This is a genomic window from Bacillus sp. FJAT-29814 (assembly GCF_001510715.1).
Lineage (GTDB): Bacteria > Bacillota > Bacilli > Bacillales > Cytobacillaceae > Neobacillus.
This window is the reverse complement of sequence record NZ_LMTJ01000002.1, coordinates 755921-769320: the sequence shown is the minus strand read 5'-3', so window position 1 is coordinate 769320 and position 13400 is coordinate 755921. Positions and strand designations below refer to the sequence as shown.

The following is a 13400-nucleotide window of genomic DNA, read 5'->3' as shown; positions in this document are numbered from 1 at the left end:
CAAAATCATATTTTGATTCATGCAGATGTAAATGCTGCATGTAATATTGTAAGAAAAGTAGTGCCGAAGGCTTTTGCCAACGGTATAGCGGCTGTGTGTTCCCAGCCACATGTGGTCAATGTGCATTAGCACCAACCCAGAAACCCGTGATTTCAATCGCGGGAGGTTCATTCAAATTCAAAAGTCATTACCTGTGTGGCTGCATTAATGTTATATGAGCGGGGCCTGTTTTTGTTAAATGACCCGCTTGAAGCGTATTTGCCGGAATTTAAAAATCCTCAAGTCTATCAGACTGGCGAAACTGGCGAAACTGTAATCGTGCCTGCGGCAAGGTCTATTACCGTTAAAGACTTATTCATGATGACCTCGGGACTTACTTATGGAGGGTACTTTTTTGAAACAGAACGTCAAGTGGCCCAAAAGGTAGCGGCAAAATCTGAAAGCCCGGACTGGAACGTACGGAAATTGTCCAAAACGCTTGCTTCCATTCCACTGGCATTTGACCCGGGGACCCGCTGGCATTACGGATTTAGCCATGATGTTCTTGGAGCATTAATTGAGGTACTGTCCGGTAAAAGCTTCGGTCAATTTTTAAAGGATGAAATCTTTGACCCACTGGGAATGGAGGATACCTTTTTCAAGATTCCTGAAGAAAAGAAACACCGGCTTTGCAGCTTATACGACCGCAACGAAGAAGGCTAATTAGTGAAAAATACGAGCATGTATGCCCGCTACCAGCCCGGTACTCTTATTGAAAGCGGCGGTGGCGGACTTCTGTCTACACTGGAGGATTATAGCCGGTTCGGACATATGCTGGCAAATGGGGGAGAGATGGATGGTGTGCGCATTTTAGGGCGGAAGACGATCGAGCTCATGTCTACCAACCATCTATCACCAGAACTTTTAACGTATTATAACTGGGATGAACTGAAAGGTTATGGATATGGCCTCGGAGTTCGCACATTGATCGATCCAGCCACTGGAGGAAGCAATAGCTCGTTAGGTGAATTTGGCTGGATGGGTTTGGCGGGTACATGGCTTATGGTCGATGTGAAGGAAAATTTATCTGCCGTCTACATGCAACAAATGTTTCCGAACCTTGAAGGTATTCATCAGCCAAGGCTGCGGAATGTTATTTATGGTGCATGTTAAGAAGTAACCGCAGGGTCCAAAGGTTATCGCTCTTTTCAAGAAATTCATCAATCGGGCGCATTTCCGGCAGTAGGGAATGCGCTCTTCTTAATGAATTTAGCGATTTGAAAAAGTTATCACCCCAGGGGAAGAATCATTCGGACCGTTGTGCCTTTTTGAGGCACACTTTTCACACTAATCGATCCTCCATGGAGGAGAACTAGTTGTTTCGTGATGGCCATTCCAAGTCCAGTTCCGCTCCCGGAGTCGCTTGTATTGGTGCCGCGATAGTAGCGATGGAAGAGTTTATTGAGCGTATCATTGTCCATACCAATGCCATCATCCTCAATCGTAATTACGATTAAATGCTGTTCAATCGATGAAACCGATACTGTAATAGTTGTACCGGGAGGATTGTACTTGACGGCATTAGCCAGAACGTTATCCATAATTCTTTGAAACCATTTTGGGTCAACTGACGCGAAAACCGGCCGATTTTCCGGCTGGAAAAGGAATTCCTGCTCATTGTTTGTTGGATCATTGATAAAATGGATGACCATTCGGCGGATGAATTCGTTCAGATCGATCCGTTCTTTGGCGATTGGCAAAGCCTGATTTTTTAGGCGATAGGTTAAGGTTAAATCTTCAAGTAAATTCATCATGTACGTTGATTTTTCTGATATGATCCCAGCGAATTCTCTGGTCTCCGATTCTGTCCAGGAATAATCCTTTGCTTCAAGCATTTGTGCATAACCGGAAATGGAGGAAAGCGGTGTTTTTAAGTCATGGGAGAGACCGCTGATCCATTCTTCCCGCGTTTGCGCCATTTTCTTCCTTTCGTATTCATTTTGTTTTAGCGTCTCTGTTAATTGTGAAAGGGTTGCAATAAGGTCCTTGTACAAACGATACGGCCTTTTTAGTTTTCCTTTTTTATTTAACATTAGGGGCTGCTGAAGGAGGTCGTTCGGCTGTTCAAATAAGCCATTGCCAAGATTCTGAATCCATTGCATCATCGTAATTAATGGAACCCCGAATTTACGTGCATACCAGAAGGTACCCATCAATAATAGCAAAAATATTACTACAGAAATGACGACGAAACCTCTGCTCATCGTTTTAACCAAGCTTACCTCAGGATTTGGGGTTGAACGAAAATCTTGGATGCCCACCATTATGGTCTGTTCTGACTCTGCATCAAAGTAAGCCGCAATGGAATCGTGTTCCTCCATTGATAATTGGTGAAGATCCTGGAGCTCGTAAGTTGCGTGTTCCTTATCTGTGCCATATTTGTCTACTACTTTCCCGGACCCATCTATCAATTGAGCCCAGCCTTTTTCTTCCTTCATTTGCTGAAGAATGTCAGCGGAAAGCTGGAGTCTCTGATTTTTCCAATCGACATCTTTCTTTATTGCGTTTAGCAACCTGGTTTCAGCCTTATTTTTTCCGAATAGCAGCAGGTACGGCTGGGATTTCGTTTCTTCTAACAGCCAATTGGTATATTCGGTAGAGTCAGAGGAATCCTGCAGTAGTAAAGCAGCCAATTCGCTATTTGTAAAACGGGCGCGTTCATGTTCAGGGGCATTGTATGAACCAATGACCTCACCCGTTTTTGTTAGGACAAGGAGCCAGCCATTTTGATTTGTCGCCAGCTTCTTTAATTCATCATCAAACGTCACCTTATTTCCATTGACTGTAACCCTGTTAGAAAAAAAAGACTCATCTGCCTTGGAAAGATCCTTGGTAACCTCATCATTCATGATGGTAAAGCCGATGATTGCCCAAATCAAGAGTAATAGAGTGAAAAATAGGATAAAAACAATGATTAGTTGAATGAAAAACTGTACGACAAAACGTTTATGGATGTTCATCGCTGGTCCACATCAGGTACAAATTTATAGCCCAACCCTCTTATGGTAGTAATGTAACGTGGCTTACTAGGATCGTCCTCGATTTTCTCGCGAAGCTTTCGAATATGAACCATAACGGTATTATCCTCACCCAGAAATTCCCCGCCCCATACTTTTTCATAAAGCTGGCTTTTACTAAATAGTTGATTAGGGTGTTTACAAAAGAACAGCAATAGCTGATAGACCTGTGCCGGTAATTCTACTGAACTTCCTTTTACGGTTACTTCCCCTGAGAGTGTGTTTACATGGAGGGGCCCATATTGGTACAACGTTTTAGAATCATTTTTGGCTTTTCCGGTGTGACGGCGTAAATGCGCTTTGATTCTAGCGACGACCTCCAGAGGATTAAAAGGTTTGGTAATATAATCGTCTGCACCTAAGGCAAAGCCCGAAAGTTTATCCAAATCAGTGGCCCTTGCTGTAAGAAAGAATATAGGAGCGTCGGTCGTTTCCCTAATAAGCGGGCAAATTTCAAAACCGCTGCGGTTCGGAAGCATCACATCCAAAAGGATGAGGTCATATCGTTTCGTCTGACATAGAGAAAGAGCATCCTCAGCTGTTCCTGCGGTATCAACATGGGTAAACCCCTCTTTCGATAAAATAGTGGTTAACATATGTAATATGGCCTTCTCATCGTCGACAATTAATAATTGTGGCTCACTCATAACAATCTCCCATTCTCGTTCATCTACTTTTATCATATCATTCAGCCGCCAAAAGTTTAGGAATTAAGGAAAAATTAAGGTGGAATTTTCAGTGGCTTAAGAAAGGAAAACTATAATAATGGTAAATAGTTTATTAGAATAAACCAGAAAGGGGAATAAGAGTATGTATGTAATGGGGAAAAGGGAATTTTTAAGTTTATTTAAAGGAGTTAAATCGTTAATCGTTATTGTGATTTTACTCCTAACCTCTTATTATTCAGCCAAGTTCGCCAATCTGTTAATGACTGGGATGGAGCTTTCCGCAAAGGAAGCGGAAAATATTCACACGGTTGGTCTTTTGGGGCTTCTTTTACTCCTGGGGCAATTATTTGTAGCGGGACTATCTCACGATACCATGAACAGGGAAATACACGAACGGACGATGCGGTTTTTAGTCACAAGAACGTCAAGAACTTCGATTTTACTAGGGAAATTTTTCGGTATTTGGCTGTTTTGGTTCAGTTGTTTGGCAATTTCCTTCATCCTGATCAGTATATTTTCCCAAAGAATTGATTTTTTCATTTTTTCTCAGGTCTTGAGTTTAGTAACCTATCAAATCTGCTTGACCATCCTGCTGTCAGTCCTGGTTTCCAAGCCTGGGATTACAATGTTTTTGGGAATTGTGATTGGACTTATCTTTCCGATTTTAGGATTTTGGGTTGTGTTTACGTCGAATGTTTGGGTGAGTTGGGTGAAGTTTATGACCCCCTTTTATTATTTAGAGCGAGAAGATTTTACTTTTTTGGTGATTTTTATTTTAGCAGGTATCATGCTCGTGCTTGCCAATCTGATTTTTAAAAGGAGGGAATGCTGATGATTGCGATTGAAACAAAGCAGCTGAAGAAATCGTATGGAGCAGTGCCGATTGTAAAAGGAATTGATCTTATCGTCGAAAAAGGGGAAATCTTTGGTTTCTTAGGTCGGAACGGAGCGGGAAAATCTACTTTTATTAACATGTTAACCGGCATTATTCAACCAAGTTCTGGAACATACTCACTGTTAGGTGTAAATGGTCCAAATGATGATGTGAAAAAACGGATAGGCGTGATGCCTGATTACTCTACGTTATATGGTTCCTTAACCGCTTTCGAGCAATTAAAATTTCTTTCGGCTTTGTCGGGAAAACCGGCGGGAAAGGAATGGTGTAGGGAGGTTCTCACATTAGTTGGCTTGGAGGAGCATGCCCGGAAAAAAGCGGCTAAATTCTCTTTTGGGATGAAAAAGAAACTAGGGATTGCCCTAGCGATTATCCATGATCCTGAACTTATTTTCCTGGATGAGCCCACTTCCGGTTTGGATGCAGAATCCGTGCTTCATATCCATAAGCTGATCACCTGGCTGCAAAAAAGAGGGAAGACTATTTTTATGACCTCTCACAATCTGGCGGAAGTGGAGAAACTTTGTACAAGAATTGCCATTATGAAAGAAGGAAAGATTGCAAGCAGCGGCACCATGGAGGAACTTAGATCCTTCTATCGGTCGTCCATTAAGGTCAAAATCAAGCATTCCCCGATACCCGTATCGGAACAGATGAAGCTGCAGCAGTGGCTGGAATCAGCGGGAACAGATCTGGAAATGAAGGTTCCCTATGTAACCATCACCGTGGAAGATGAGAAGAAGATTGCTGAAATCATTCGGGCGTTTCAGCAGTGCAGGGCAGATGTACTTCGTGTTGAAGTGGAAGAACCAACGCTTGAGGATATATTCCTGGAAGAATAAATTCATGTGAATCTAAAATTGAAATAATAATTTGGATTTTTGTGGTAATGTTTTGAGAAGAGTTATTTTTTTAAAGATGATGAAGCAGGAGGTGATTATTATGACAAATGCGCCCTTTAAAATCCGCCTTTTCACTTTCTTAATCGATTATCTCCTTATCGTTCTATATGGTGTTTTAGTTGTAGGTACGATATCATTCTTATTTAGCTCATATATTAACCCTTATTTTCAAGTTCTCCTGTCACAGCCGAATTAACAGGATTTTTTATGATGACGTTGCCAGTTTCACTTTATTTTATTATTTGTGAATGTTCAACAAGGCAGGGAACTTGGGGGAAGAGAAAAATGGGGATCCGCGTTGTTGACAATATCGGTCAGCGCATTGGAATCGGTCGTTCAGCTTTTCGAACAGCTATCAAGTTTCTTCCGTGGGAGGTCGCTCACTTCGGTATATGGAGATTAATGCTGCCAACAGACTTTTCTGAGCTTACAGTTTATGTGATTCTAAATGCTGTCAATCTGGTCATATTATTATATCTAATCATTCCGCTTATAAATAAAAAAAGGAAAAATGTTTATGACTGGATAGCAGGAACAGAAGTAGTACGCTGACTATTGTACGAAACTATAGGTTAAGGCATAGAACTGACTGCCAAATAGATTAAAATGGTTACAATAACCAAAAACACCATAAAGGAACTTGAATACAATATTAGTTTTTTAATAATGATTGGTTCTTTTATTTGAGTATAAGCGACAAACCCTAACACAATGGAAATGATCCAAATAAAGATACCCCATGATGAAAATAAAATCGGAGAATTTGCCATCCAAAAGATTGTAACCACTAAATAAAATGGTATCAAAGCCCAAGCTAATATTTTCATATTTATCCCCTTTGTTATATAGAATAGTTATGTATATAGAATATCTATGTATAAGAGTAACCCAATATTTGACTAAAGTAAACCATTTTGTCGCAAACAGCGACTTGAAATTTTCGCGGATGGTAGGCCTTTTAAGTGACTTAAAATCACAAAAAGTGTGGGAGCTGAAAGGATATGCATTGGGGAAAAGTCGTATTGCATGGTTTGGTGTTGGTTATTTTGTTTTTGGCGGCAGCTATTATGGTGAACCCGCTGACGGATTGGATTGATCACCCTTCAATCCGGGTTGTGATCAAGGAATTCGTTCGTATGGGACTTACACTAGCGATACTGGCGCTTTATGCCCGGCAATTTTTTAAGAAAAAGGCTGCATATTTTCGCATTCAAAGCTTGGCCAAGACGAATAAATTATGGGTCTTCATTGGTTTAACGATGCCGCTTACAGTCATGGCCTTTTATTTGTTTACAAAATTAGCCATATTTGAGCAACAGGGACAAATCTCTTTTTCAAACGGTTTCTTGATGATCATGGGCTCGTTTATGGCTGCCTGCTCAGCAGGAGTGATCGAAGAGTTTTTGTTTCGAGGCTATTTATTGAAACTATTCGAAGACAAATGGAACAGGATAACGGCGGTTTCTGTTACTTCCATTTTGTTCGGATCCCTTCATTTAATGACCATGAATAATCTTCATTTGATCGATGGCAGCATGGTCCTGATCGGGGGCACCTTGGTTGGAATCATGTTCTCCCTTATCGTATACAAGACAGGAAATGTATGGAATTCCGTTATGGTCCATATGATTTGGAACTTTTTCATGAACTCCAATGTGGTCCAATTTGCCCATATGGAGGAAAGCGCTCAATCCTCGCTTGCCCTGTTTCGTTTTCAATCTGATAGTATTTGGATGACGGGTGGAGCTTATGGGATTGAGGTCGCGCTCCCTGTCATCATGGTTTACATCCTAATTAGCGGTTTTACCGCATTTAGTTTTATGTTAAAAAAAGAGATAAATAATGAAAAGGACGATTCATTCTAGAAAAAGAGAAAATCATGACCATTATCGATAAATTAAATCTGGGTAATGATCGTAATCTGGCGGTGCATCACGTGAAAAACGCCAAGAAAAAAAGGTTGAAATCCTATCACAGGGGTATAAGTCTGTTGATTTATTTCGCCAGAAAAAGAAATAGACTTTTCTTGTTCCAATAATAAAAGGGTTGAAGGGACCTGATTCTAGATATCGAAATTAGAACATTAAAGTGGAGGATTTTGTACATGATTATTCCATGGATAGCCTTATTAATGATCATTTGCTTCTTAGCATTCTCATATTATAAACGATATTCGCTTAAGAAAAGACTAACCTTTTTAGGTGGATTTTTTATAGTATCATTCATTTTGATGCTTCCCATATTTGGATTTTCAATTCTCACACTTGTTGGGGTGTTTTTAATTGAGAAGATATGGGTATTATTTGCGGCTGTATTATTTTTCGAATCAGTGATAGACAAGAAAGGTAGGATATTAAAAATTGTTTTAGGAGTTGTTTCCTTCGTTATATACTTTTATATCCGAACTTTTATTTAAAACACGATAAGGTTAAATAGGTTAGTGTTTATTTAAGAGGGGAACTTTTTTAAAAGCCCCCTAAATGGTTTATGGACTGGTAAGTATTTTTAAATACGTTTCAGCCTGCCTGTCTTTGCATGTTGAAGCATGGATAAAAGAATTGAATATACGCTTTGAAGGTTCATCAAATGATGTTAGATGCTCTGGGTGCCATTGAACACCAAGAACAAAGAAGTGATGGCCACTTTCAATGGCTTCTACAACACCGTCACTTGAACTGGCACTAAAAATGAATCCAGGAGCGGGATCCTTGACCGCCTGATGGTGGAAACTGTTTACCTTAAATTGGGTGCAGTTGGAAATCGTTTGAAGCAGGGTCCCTTCCTGTAAATGCACAAAATGGGATAAATGGGTCTCAGGTGCTCGTTGGGAATGCTGCAATAGCCCAATTTTTTGGCTGTATAAGTCCTGATACATATTCCCGCCGGCTGCGATATTGAGAATTTGAACACCCCGACATATCGCTAAAATCGGCAGGTTTGCCGCGAGCGCCTTTTTAATAAGAGAAATCTCAAGTGCATCTCTTTCGGGCATTATTTCCCCCAAATTAGGAATGGGTTCTTCGCCAAAAAATGTAGGGTCAATATCTACTCCTCCGCTCAATACCAACCCGTCTAGATGCTGAACAATCTCATCCATAACGGACAAATCATCACTATAAGGAATGATATAAGGGATGCCTCCAGCCAAAAGCACGGATTTTAGCACATCATTGTCCACGGATACTCTTCCTTCTCGAAGTGATGCGGTTACGCCAATAATTGGTTTCATGGTAACATTCCTCTCAATAGTCTATTTACTTACTATTCTATTAAAAATTTGCTAGGATACCAAAGCTATATACGGCTAATCAATTACCGTTCGAAACTTATTGACCATCGCTTCTGTCAAAATCCCTTCAGTATAAAAATGACTTACCATTACACTAATCATCATTTCATTTTCGTCAGTTATCTCGATTTTACCTAGAACTCGATTGATGATGTCTTTTAGCTCTCTAGAATTGGCATACATCGTATTCCATGCGCGCGCTTGTAATTCCAAATTATCGCCTAAGGCGGCAGCTTCGAGTTCGTCTTCCGGTACAGGTTCATTGAAATGGGCATACGGATCCTCGTATACATCTGTATATACAAACTGAATGGGGTTGAATTGGCTTAGAGGATAAGAGTAACGGTTATTCCCGAACGTCACCACAAATTCAGTTTGTCCCAGTTCAATCGAACCGTTTTCGATTGCGATGTTTTCCGTTAACGATGTAATCACACACTCGACATCTGGAGTAATGAACCAATAGCGATATTCAGGATTTAACATCGCCGCATATTCAGCCAATGATGTCCCCTCGAGCTTTTCTTCATCTCTTAATCTCGTATATAGTTTGGGACGGTAAAAATATTCGGCATCGATGTGTTTCGCAGTAATGGTCCATTCGGCATCCGGACATTCAAATAATACCCGGAACGCAAATCCATCATCCGTTTTTTGCAACTCGTCATAAATCAACCATTGCCCAATCTCGATGGGGGTATCCGTTTCTTCAGATGTGACTCCTTCAAACGAAAAATGAATCAATGATTTTGTTGAAAAACCGCCATCCGTATTAACGTAAAGGTGAAGCGTGTCCTCATCTCGAACCATTCGCTCAATGGTTGCATCATGCAAGCTTTCCATAAAGACATCCTGGACCGCAGGGGAAAGAAATGGTAATGCTTGTTGGGTATGTTCAAAGGCAGCATCTAACACTTGTTCAAATTCCTTGCTTGACTCGTTCATCCATTGTAAATAATCTTCACGCACATCTTTTGGCAACGTCGGTTGATTTAATGTTCCATTTTCTACATACGGAATGAACCAGCTTGGCACCACTTGAACCAATTCCTGTTTCACTTCTTCAAGCTCCACTTTTAGGCGGCCAATCAGGTCTTCCCCCTCTTCCTCGGCCTCTTGTAAAGCACGTTCCCAGTCTTCATCGGATTCATGGATCGGCAGAAGATGGCATTTTCTAAACTTTTCCTTTGCAGCACTTGTTATACTCCACATAATAACACCTCGAAGTAGTTGGTAAAGGTAGTATACTATAGATTTTTGTTAATTGAGTCATAGATTTTATGCCGCCACCTAATATTAATGGTAAAATTGTCCAGAGGGGGATGGAGAATGTCTGAAAAAAACCAAACAAACAATAGTTCAGTAATTTCCTTAACAGTCGGTATTTTATCATTATTTATTCCATTTATCGGTTTAATATTAGGCATTATTGGAATTGTCTTTTCAAGAATAGCAGTAAATCAAATGAACAAAACAAATGAAAATGGTAGAGGATTAGCTACCGCAGGTTTAATTTGTAGTATTGTGGGAATCATCCTTCAGCTTTTAATGATGCTGGGGTATGTTGCCTATTTTTCTTTATCGGTTAGTGGTTAAAGACTCAACCAACCTTTCCTACTGAAGGGCGAAGCGTGTTTAAAATGAATTAATAGTTTAATTGATGAATTGATGACCAATCTTTTGTTAAGCAGAGGCTGTACATTATAAATGCAATTAATATATTTAAAGGTGCAAAACAGTAAACCGCAGTGCAAAATAGGGTGCGAAATCGTCTTGATTTTCTCACCTTATTTTTTTATTGCTGTACCTTTATTTTAGGTAGTTGATTTCCCTTCGTGTGAAAAATAAACGGAGAAATTCCGTTTAAATTGGGAAATACCCATATTTCCCTATAAATAAAGGAACTTTTTCCGCTTATTTCATCCAAATCATTTGATTTTGTCTAATTTAGAGTAGTTAATCGGAAATTCTCCGTTTATATCTGCTTCTTAAGCCTCCCCAATATACAATAGCCGGAAATTCTCCGCCTATGAATTCTCATACCTATTGCATCTTTCCTCCTAATACCGCCAGTATAGTCAAGTTACATTAATAACACCTGCTCGTTGTAACTAAATCGTATTATATCAGCAATTAACCGTTTGGTTTTTAGATGCCCTTTGGGGGATTGGGATTAGCTTGTTTATCTTAATATTTACCTTTTTAATGATCGGAATATCCTGGGTGGGGATTAATCCGAAGCCTTGATACTACAGGGACTGTTTTCATGACATTTTTTTAGTGCTTGAAAAGTCAGCCGAACCGTCCCCTTGGTTTACCTTGTCATTAACTATACTCTTAAGTAAGGCAATAAATTATTTTTTGAAAAAATGAACCCCATCATAAGTGTCGATACTCTCTTGTTTTATCGAGACGGCGTAATCCAGTTTTCGTCCTTTAGGTGGGTGGATCCCAACAGTAATGTACCAATTCCATGTTTGCTCACCGCTTTTTTTGCCAATGACTCCACTTAAAGTAAAGCCAGGTGCAAGTAATTCACTAGGCAAATCTCTGACGTAATAAGTACAATTTGTTTTCAGTTCGCTCAGTACTACGGTTGTCCCAATGATAGTAGTGACTTTAAACTGGCTTTCTATGTCTTCTGTACATTGGCTGAGTTCTTGACTGATTCGTTCCACATCTTGTTGGTAATTCCAATCTGCGTGATGAATCCGAGGGAAGTGGTGTAATACAAGGCGATACAGGACTTTTTCGCAGATTTTAAGATCTGGAAATGCTTCAGAAGTGTATTGCTCGACAGTTGAATACCATGAGGTGCCAACGCGCTTATCTAGCCAGCGAACAAATTTTTTCAATTGATACAGGAAGTTTTCTACGGATTTTTCGTCTGGTGAGTGTTTGATGTGATCAGGATAAAAGGAATAAATGAAGTCTTCCCAAAATGAGGCTTGGCATAGTTTCCATGAAGGGGGAGAATCATCTTCCAAATAGTTAGCCATATACATGGACATGACACGGAGGAATTCATTGCGGTTTTTGTCAGAAGGTTTTTCTCGCTTGTAAGCAATAAAATCTTTGCCGTAGTATTCGAAGAGCCCGCGATAACGCATCTGAAACTGTGAGCTAATGGCTAAATCCATCAGTATTTGTTGCCGCTCTTCCGGATTCGCAAAATGGTGGACGCGCATACTTATTTCAGGCCCGTTCTTACTGCGAATATCCCTTATTTTCATTTTCTTTGACATAAAACGAATCAACTCACTTTCAAATTTTTATTTAAAATAAATGGGGGTTCTTAGTGGGGAATCATGGATGTGATATCGCTATCATATCTCATTCTTAGTGTCGAAATATGGTGAAAATTTGTACATTTTGTGAAATTAATCCGAAAATGGGGGGGAATGAAAGAAAGTCACTGCCCTGAATTTCCGGCAGTGACTTAAAATGTATAGCAGATGACTTGTTAACCGTGTATTACCTGGTCGACACAATGGATTGCCTTTTATACAACAAAGAACCTATGATAAAGGCAATGCCGCCCCAAAGAAGCATGTTGCCAAAGCCAATCCAAAATGGGGTTGCCAGAATAGAAGTATGATAGACCATACTGTCTCTTAGGCCGTCTGCAAAATAGGTGAGCGGGAGAATGTTTGACACGGGTTGCAGCCATTCGGGCATGGTTTCAACCGGGAAGAATATGCCGCTTAGAAACATCATGAGGAAACTGACAATGTTTGCTACCCCCATGTAGGCCTCATTCGTATTGCTAAAAGAAGAAATGAAATAGCCAATTCCATTGAAGGCAAGGGCACCGATTAAAAAGACCAGCAGTAGACTGGGAAAGTTTATAAACAAATTAGCACCAAATACGAAGACCCCAATTAATGATAAGAGAATGATTTGAATGGTGCTAAATAACAGGCGCATCACCATATCGCTAAGCCCAAAGATCCCCATTTTTGCCGGAGTCATCCGTAGCCTTTTGATTAACCCTTTTCGGCGCATATCAACCAAGTCCACCATGCCGAATAAGCCGCCTTGGGCAATCGATAACGCAATCATCCCCGTTAAGAGAAAATCCCTATACTCCAATTCCGAACTTCCCGAAGAAACTGTTTCAAATTGCTGCTGGAAGGTTGGGGTTGCGCCAACCGCCTGCAGGTTTGCCTGCTGAATGAATTGACTTAGGACACCGGCAACGACTTGGGTGGATACACTTTGTTCATTTTCTTTGTTGACGATCAGTTTAATCGATGTGGCCTGTGCCGATTCCGGCAAAACGATGGCAGCATCGACTTCCTTCTCTTTGACCAATTCTTTGGCTTTATCTTCACTAACAGGATCACTTACCTTAATTATCGGAATTTGTTGTAATTGACTGGCCATCATGGCGGACGTTTCGTTTGCCGATTCATTCACAATGACCACTTTCGTGCTAAAATCATCATTGGAACCGCCGCCAAATATCGTCATGAAGATGACCATTAAAATAACCGGAAAAAAGATGCCCCAAAACCACGCTTGTTTTTCCCGTAACGTTAATTTTAGTTGAGCAAGGAACATTTGCTTAAATTGCTTGAGATTATTCAT

Annotated in this window: 13 protein-coding genes and 1 pseudogene; 7 read left to right on the top strand and 7 right to left on the bottom strand. The window is 40.3% G+C overall.

The annotated features are described in order from the left end of the window. Positions 1–177: 177 nt before the first annotated feature. Positions 178–1152 (top strand): annotated as a pseudogene (locus AR334_RS28775) (serine hydrolase domain-containing protein); the annotation flags it as partial. Positions 1153–1268: 116 nt separating this feature from the next. Here the strand turns inward: AR334_RS28775 and AR334_RS07765 are convergent. Both AR334_RS07765 and AR334_RS07760 read right to left on the bottom strand, forming a co-directional pair. After that, positions 1269–2999: a sensor histidine kinase KdpD gene (locus AR334_RS07765; RefSeq protein ID WP_066307609.1), complete on the bottom strand. Its 1731-nt coding sequence runs from the start codon at positions 2997–2999 to the stop codon at positions 1269–1271. Further along, positions 2996–3703, bottom strand: a complete 708-nt coding sequence (locus tag AR334_RS07760) for a response regulator transcription factor (RefSeq protein ID WP_066307739.1) — start codon at positions 3701–3703, stop codon at positions 2996–2998. The genes AR334_RS07765 and AR334_RS07760 overlap by 4 nt, the downstream gene beginning before the upstream one ends. Before the next feature lie 163 nt (positions 3704–3866). Here AR334_RS07760 and AR334_RS07755 point away from each other — a divergent pair, with 163 nt between their 5' ends. The 4 genes from AR334_RS07755 (at position 3867) to AR334_RS07745 (ending at position 6073) form a co-directional block, all read left to right on the top strand. Then, the gene (locus AR334_RS07755; RefSeq protein ID WP_066307607.1) at positions 3867–4556 is read left to right on the top strand and encodes an ABC transporter permease; all 690 of its coding nucleotides are present in this window, start codon (positions 3867–3869) and stop codon (positions 4554–4556) included. Continuing rightward, positions 4556–5461, top strand: a complete 906-nt coding sequence (locus tag AR334_RS07750; protein WP_066307605.1) for an ABC transporter ATP-binding protein — start codon at positions 4556–4558, stop codon at positions 5459–5461. Before AR334_RS07755 ends, AR334_RS07750 begins: the two co-directional genes overlap by 1 nt. A gap of 100 nt (positions 5462–5561) precedes the next feature. After that, on the top strand, positions 5562–5717 hold the full coding sequence (locus AR334_RS30305; RefSeq protein ID WP_253701203.1) for a hypothetical protein: 156 nt from the start codon (positions 5562–5564) through the stop codon (positions 5715–5717). 11 nt (positions 5718–5728) lie between these two features. Then, the gene (locus tag AR334_RS07745) at positions 5729–6073 is read left to right on the top strand and encodes an RDD family protein (protein ID WP_367576354.1); all 345 of its coding nucleotides are present in this window, start codon (positions 5729–5731) and stop codon (positions 6071–6073) included. Between the two features lie 20 nt (positions 6074–6093). Here the strand turns inward: AR334_RS07745 and AR334_RS07740 are convergent, their stop codons facing one another. After that, on the bottom strand, positions 6094–6348 hold the full coding sequence (locus tag AR334_RS07740) for a hypothetical protein (RefSeq protein WP_066307603.1): 255 nt from the start codon (positions 6346–6348) through the stop codon (positions 6094–6096). Positions 6349–6522: 174 nt separating this feature from the next. Here AR334_RS07740 and AR334_RS07735 point away from each other — a divergent pair, with 174 nt between their 5' ends. After that, positions 6523–7386, top strand: a complete 864-nt coding sequence (locus AR334_RS07735; RefSeq protein ID WP_066307602.1) for a CPBP family intramembrane glutamic endopeptidase — start codon at positions 6523–6525, stop codon at positions 7384–7386. A 620-nt stretch (positions 7387–8006) separates the two neighbouring features. On the opposite strand, the gene AR334_RS07725 is transcribed toward AR334_RS07735, so the two are convergent. Beyond that, entirely contained in the window at positions 8007–8750 is a 744-nt protein-coding gene (locus AR334_RS07725) for a gamma-glutamyl-gamma-aminobutyrate hydrolase family protein (RefSeq protein WP_066307599.1), read from the bottom strand. A 75-nt stretch (positions 8751–8825) separates the two neighbouring features. Then, positions 8826–10022, bottom strand: a complete 1197-nt coding sequence (locus AR334_RS07720; RefSeq protein ID WP_066307596.1) for a DUF4085 family protein — start codon at positions 10020–10022, stop codon at positions 8826–8828. A 117-nt stretch (positions 10023–10139) separates the two neighbouring features. Here AR334_RS07720 and AR334_RS07715 point away from each other — a divergent pair, with 117 nt between their 5' ends. After that, positions 10140–10406: a DUF4190 domain-containing protein gene (locus tag AR334_RS07715; protein WP_066307593.1), complete on the top strand. Its 267-nt coding sequence runs from the start codon at positions 10140–10142 to the stop codon at positions 10404–10406. Between the two features lie 758 nt (positions 10407–11164). On the opposite strand, the gene AR334_RS07710 is transcribed toward AR334_RS07715, so the two are convergent. Next, on the bottom strand, positions 11165–12055 hold the full coding sequence (locus tag AR334_RS07710) for a hypothetical protein (protein WP_066307592.1): 891 nt from the start codon (positions 12053–12055) through the stop codon (positions 11165–11167). 229 nt (positions 12056–12284) lie between these two features. Next, positions 12285–13400 carry an ABC transporter permease gene (locus tag AR334_RS07705; protein ID WP_066307589.1) on the bottom strand — a complete coding sequence of 372 codons (1116 nt, stop codon included), beginning with the start codon at positions 13398–13400 and terminating at the stop codon, positions 12285–12287.

What these genes read in the sequence shown, in the direction of transcription:
- AR334_RS07765 (WP_066307609.1), bottom strand. Translation starts at nt 2,999, where the DNA reads ATGAACATCCATAAACGTTTTGTCGTACAGTTTTTCATTCAACTAATC.
- AR334_RS07715 (WP_066307593.1), top strand. Translation starts at nt 10,140, where the DNA reads ATGTCTGAAAAAAACCAAACAAACAATAGTTCAGTAATTTCCTTAACA.
- AR334_RS07710 (WP_066307592.1), bottom strand. Translation starts at nt 12,055, where the DNA reads ATGTCAAAGAAAATGAAAATAAGGGATATTCGCAGTAAGAACGGGCCT.
- AR334_RS07740 (WP_066307603.1), bottom strand. Translation starts at nt 6,348, where the DNA reads ATGAAAATATTAGCTTGGGCTTTGATACCATTTTATTTAGTGGTTACA.
- AR334_RS30305 (WP_253701203.1), top strand. Translation starts at nt 5,562, where the DNA reads ATGACAAATGCGCCCTTTAAAATCCGCCTTTTCACTTTCTTAATCGAT.
- AR334_RS07735 (WP_066307602.1), top strand. Translation starts at nt 6,523, where the DNA reads ATGCATTGGGGAAAAGTCGTATTGCATGGTTTGGTGTTGGTTATTTTG.
- AR334_RS07750 (WP_066307605.1), top strand. Translation starts at nt 4,556, where the DNA reads ATGATTGCGATTGAAACAAAGCAGCTGAAGAAATCGTATGGAGCAGTG.
- AR334_RS07760 (WP_066307739.1), bottom strand. Translation starts at nt 3,703, where the DNA reads ATGAGTGAGCCACAATTATTAATTGTCGACGATGAGAAGGCCATATTA.
- AR334_RS07755 (WP_066307607.1), top strand. Translation starts at nt 3,867, where the DNA reads ATGTATGTAATGGGGAAAAGGGAATTTTTAAGTTTATTTAAAGGAGTT.
- AR334_RS07745 (WP_367576354.1), top strand. Translation starts at nt 5,729, where the DNA reads ATGATGACGTTGCCAGTTTCACTTTATTTTATTATTTGTGAATGTTCA.
- AR334_RS07705 (WP_066307589.1), bottom strand. Translation starts at nt 13,400, where the DNA reads ATGAATAATCTCAAGCAATTTAAGCAAATGTTCCTTGCTCAACTAAAA.
- AR334_RS07720 (WP_066307596.1), bottom strand. Translation starts at nt 10,022, where the DNA reads ATGTGGAGTATAACAAGTGCTGCAAAGGAAAAGTTTAGAAAATGCCAT.
- AR334_RS07725 (WP_066307599.1), bottom strand. Translation starts at nt 8,750, where the DNA reads ATGAAACCAATTATTGGCGTAACCGCATCACTTCGAGAAGGAAGAGTA.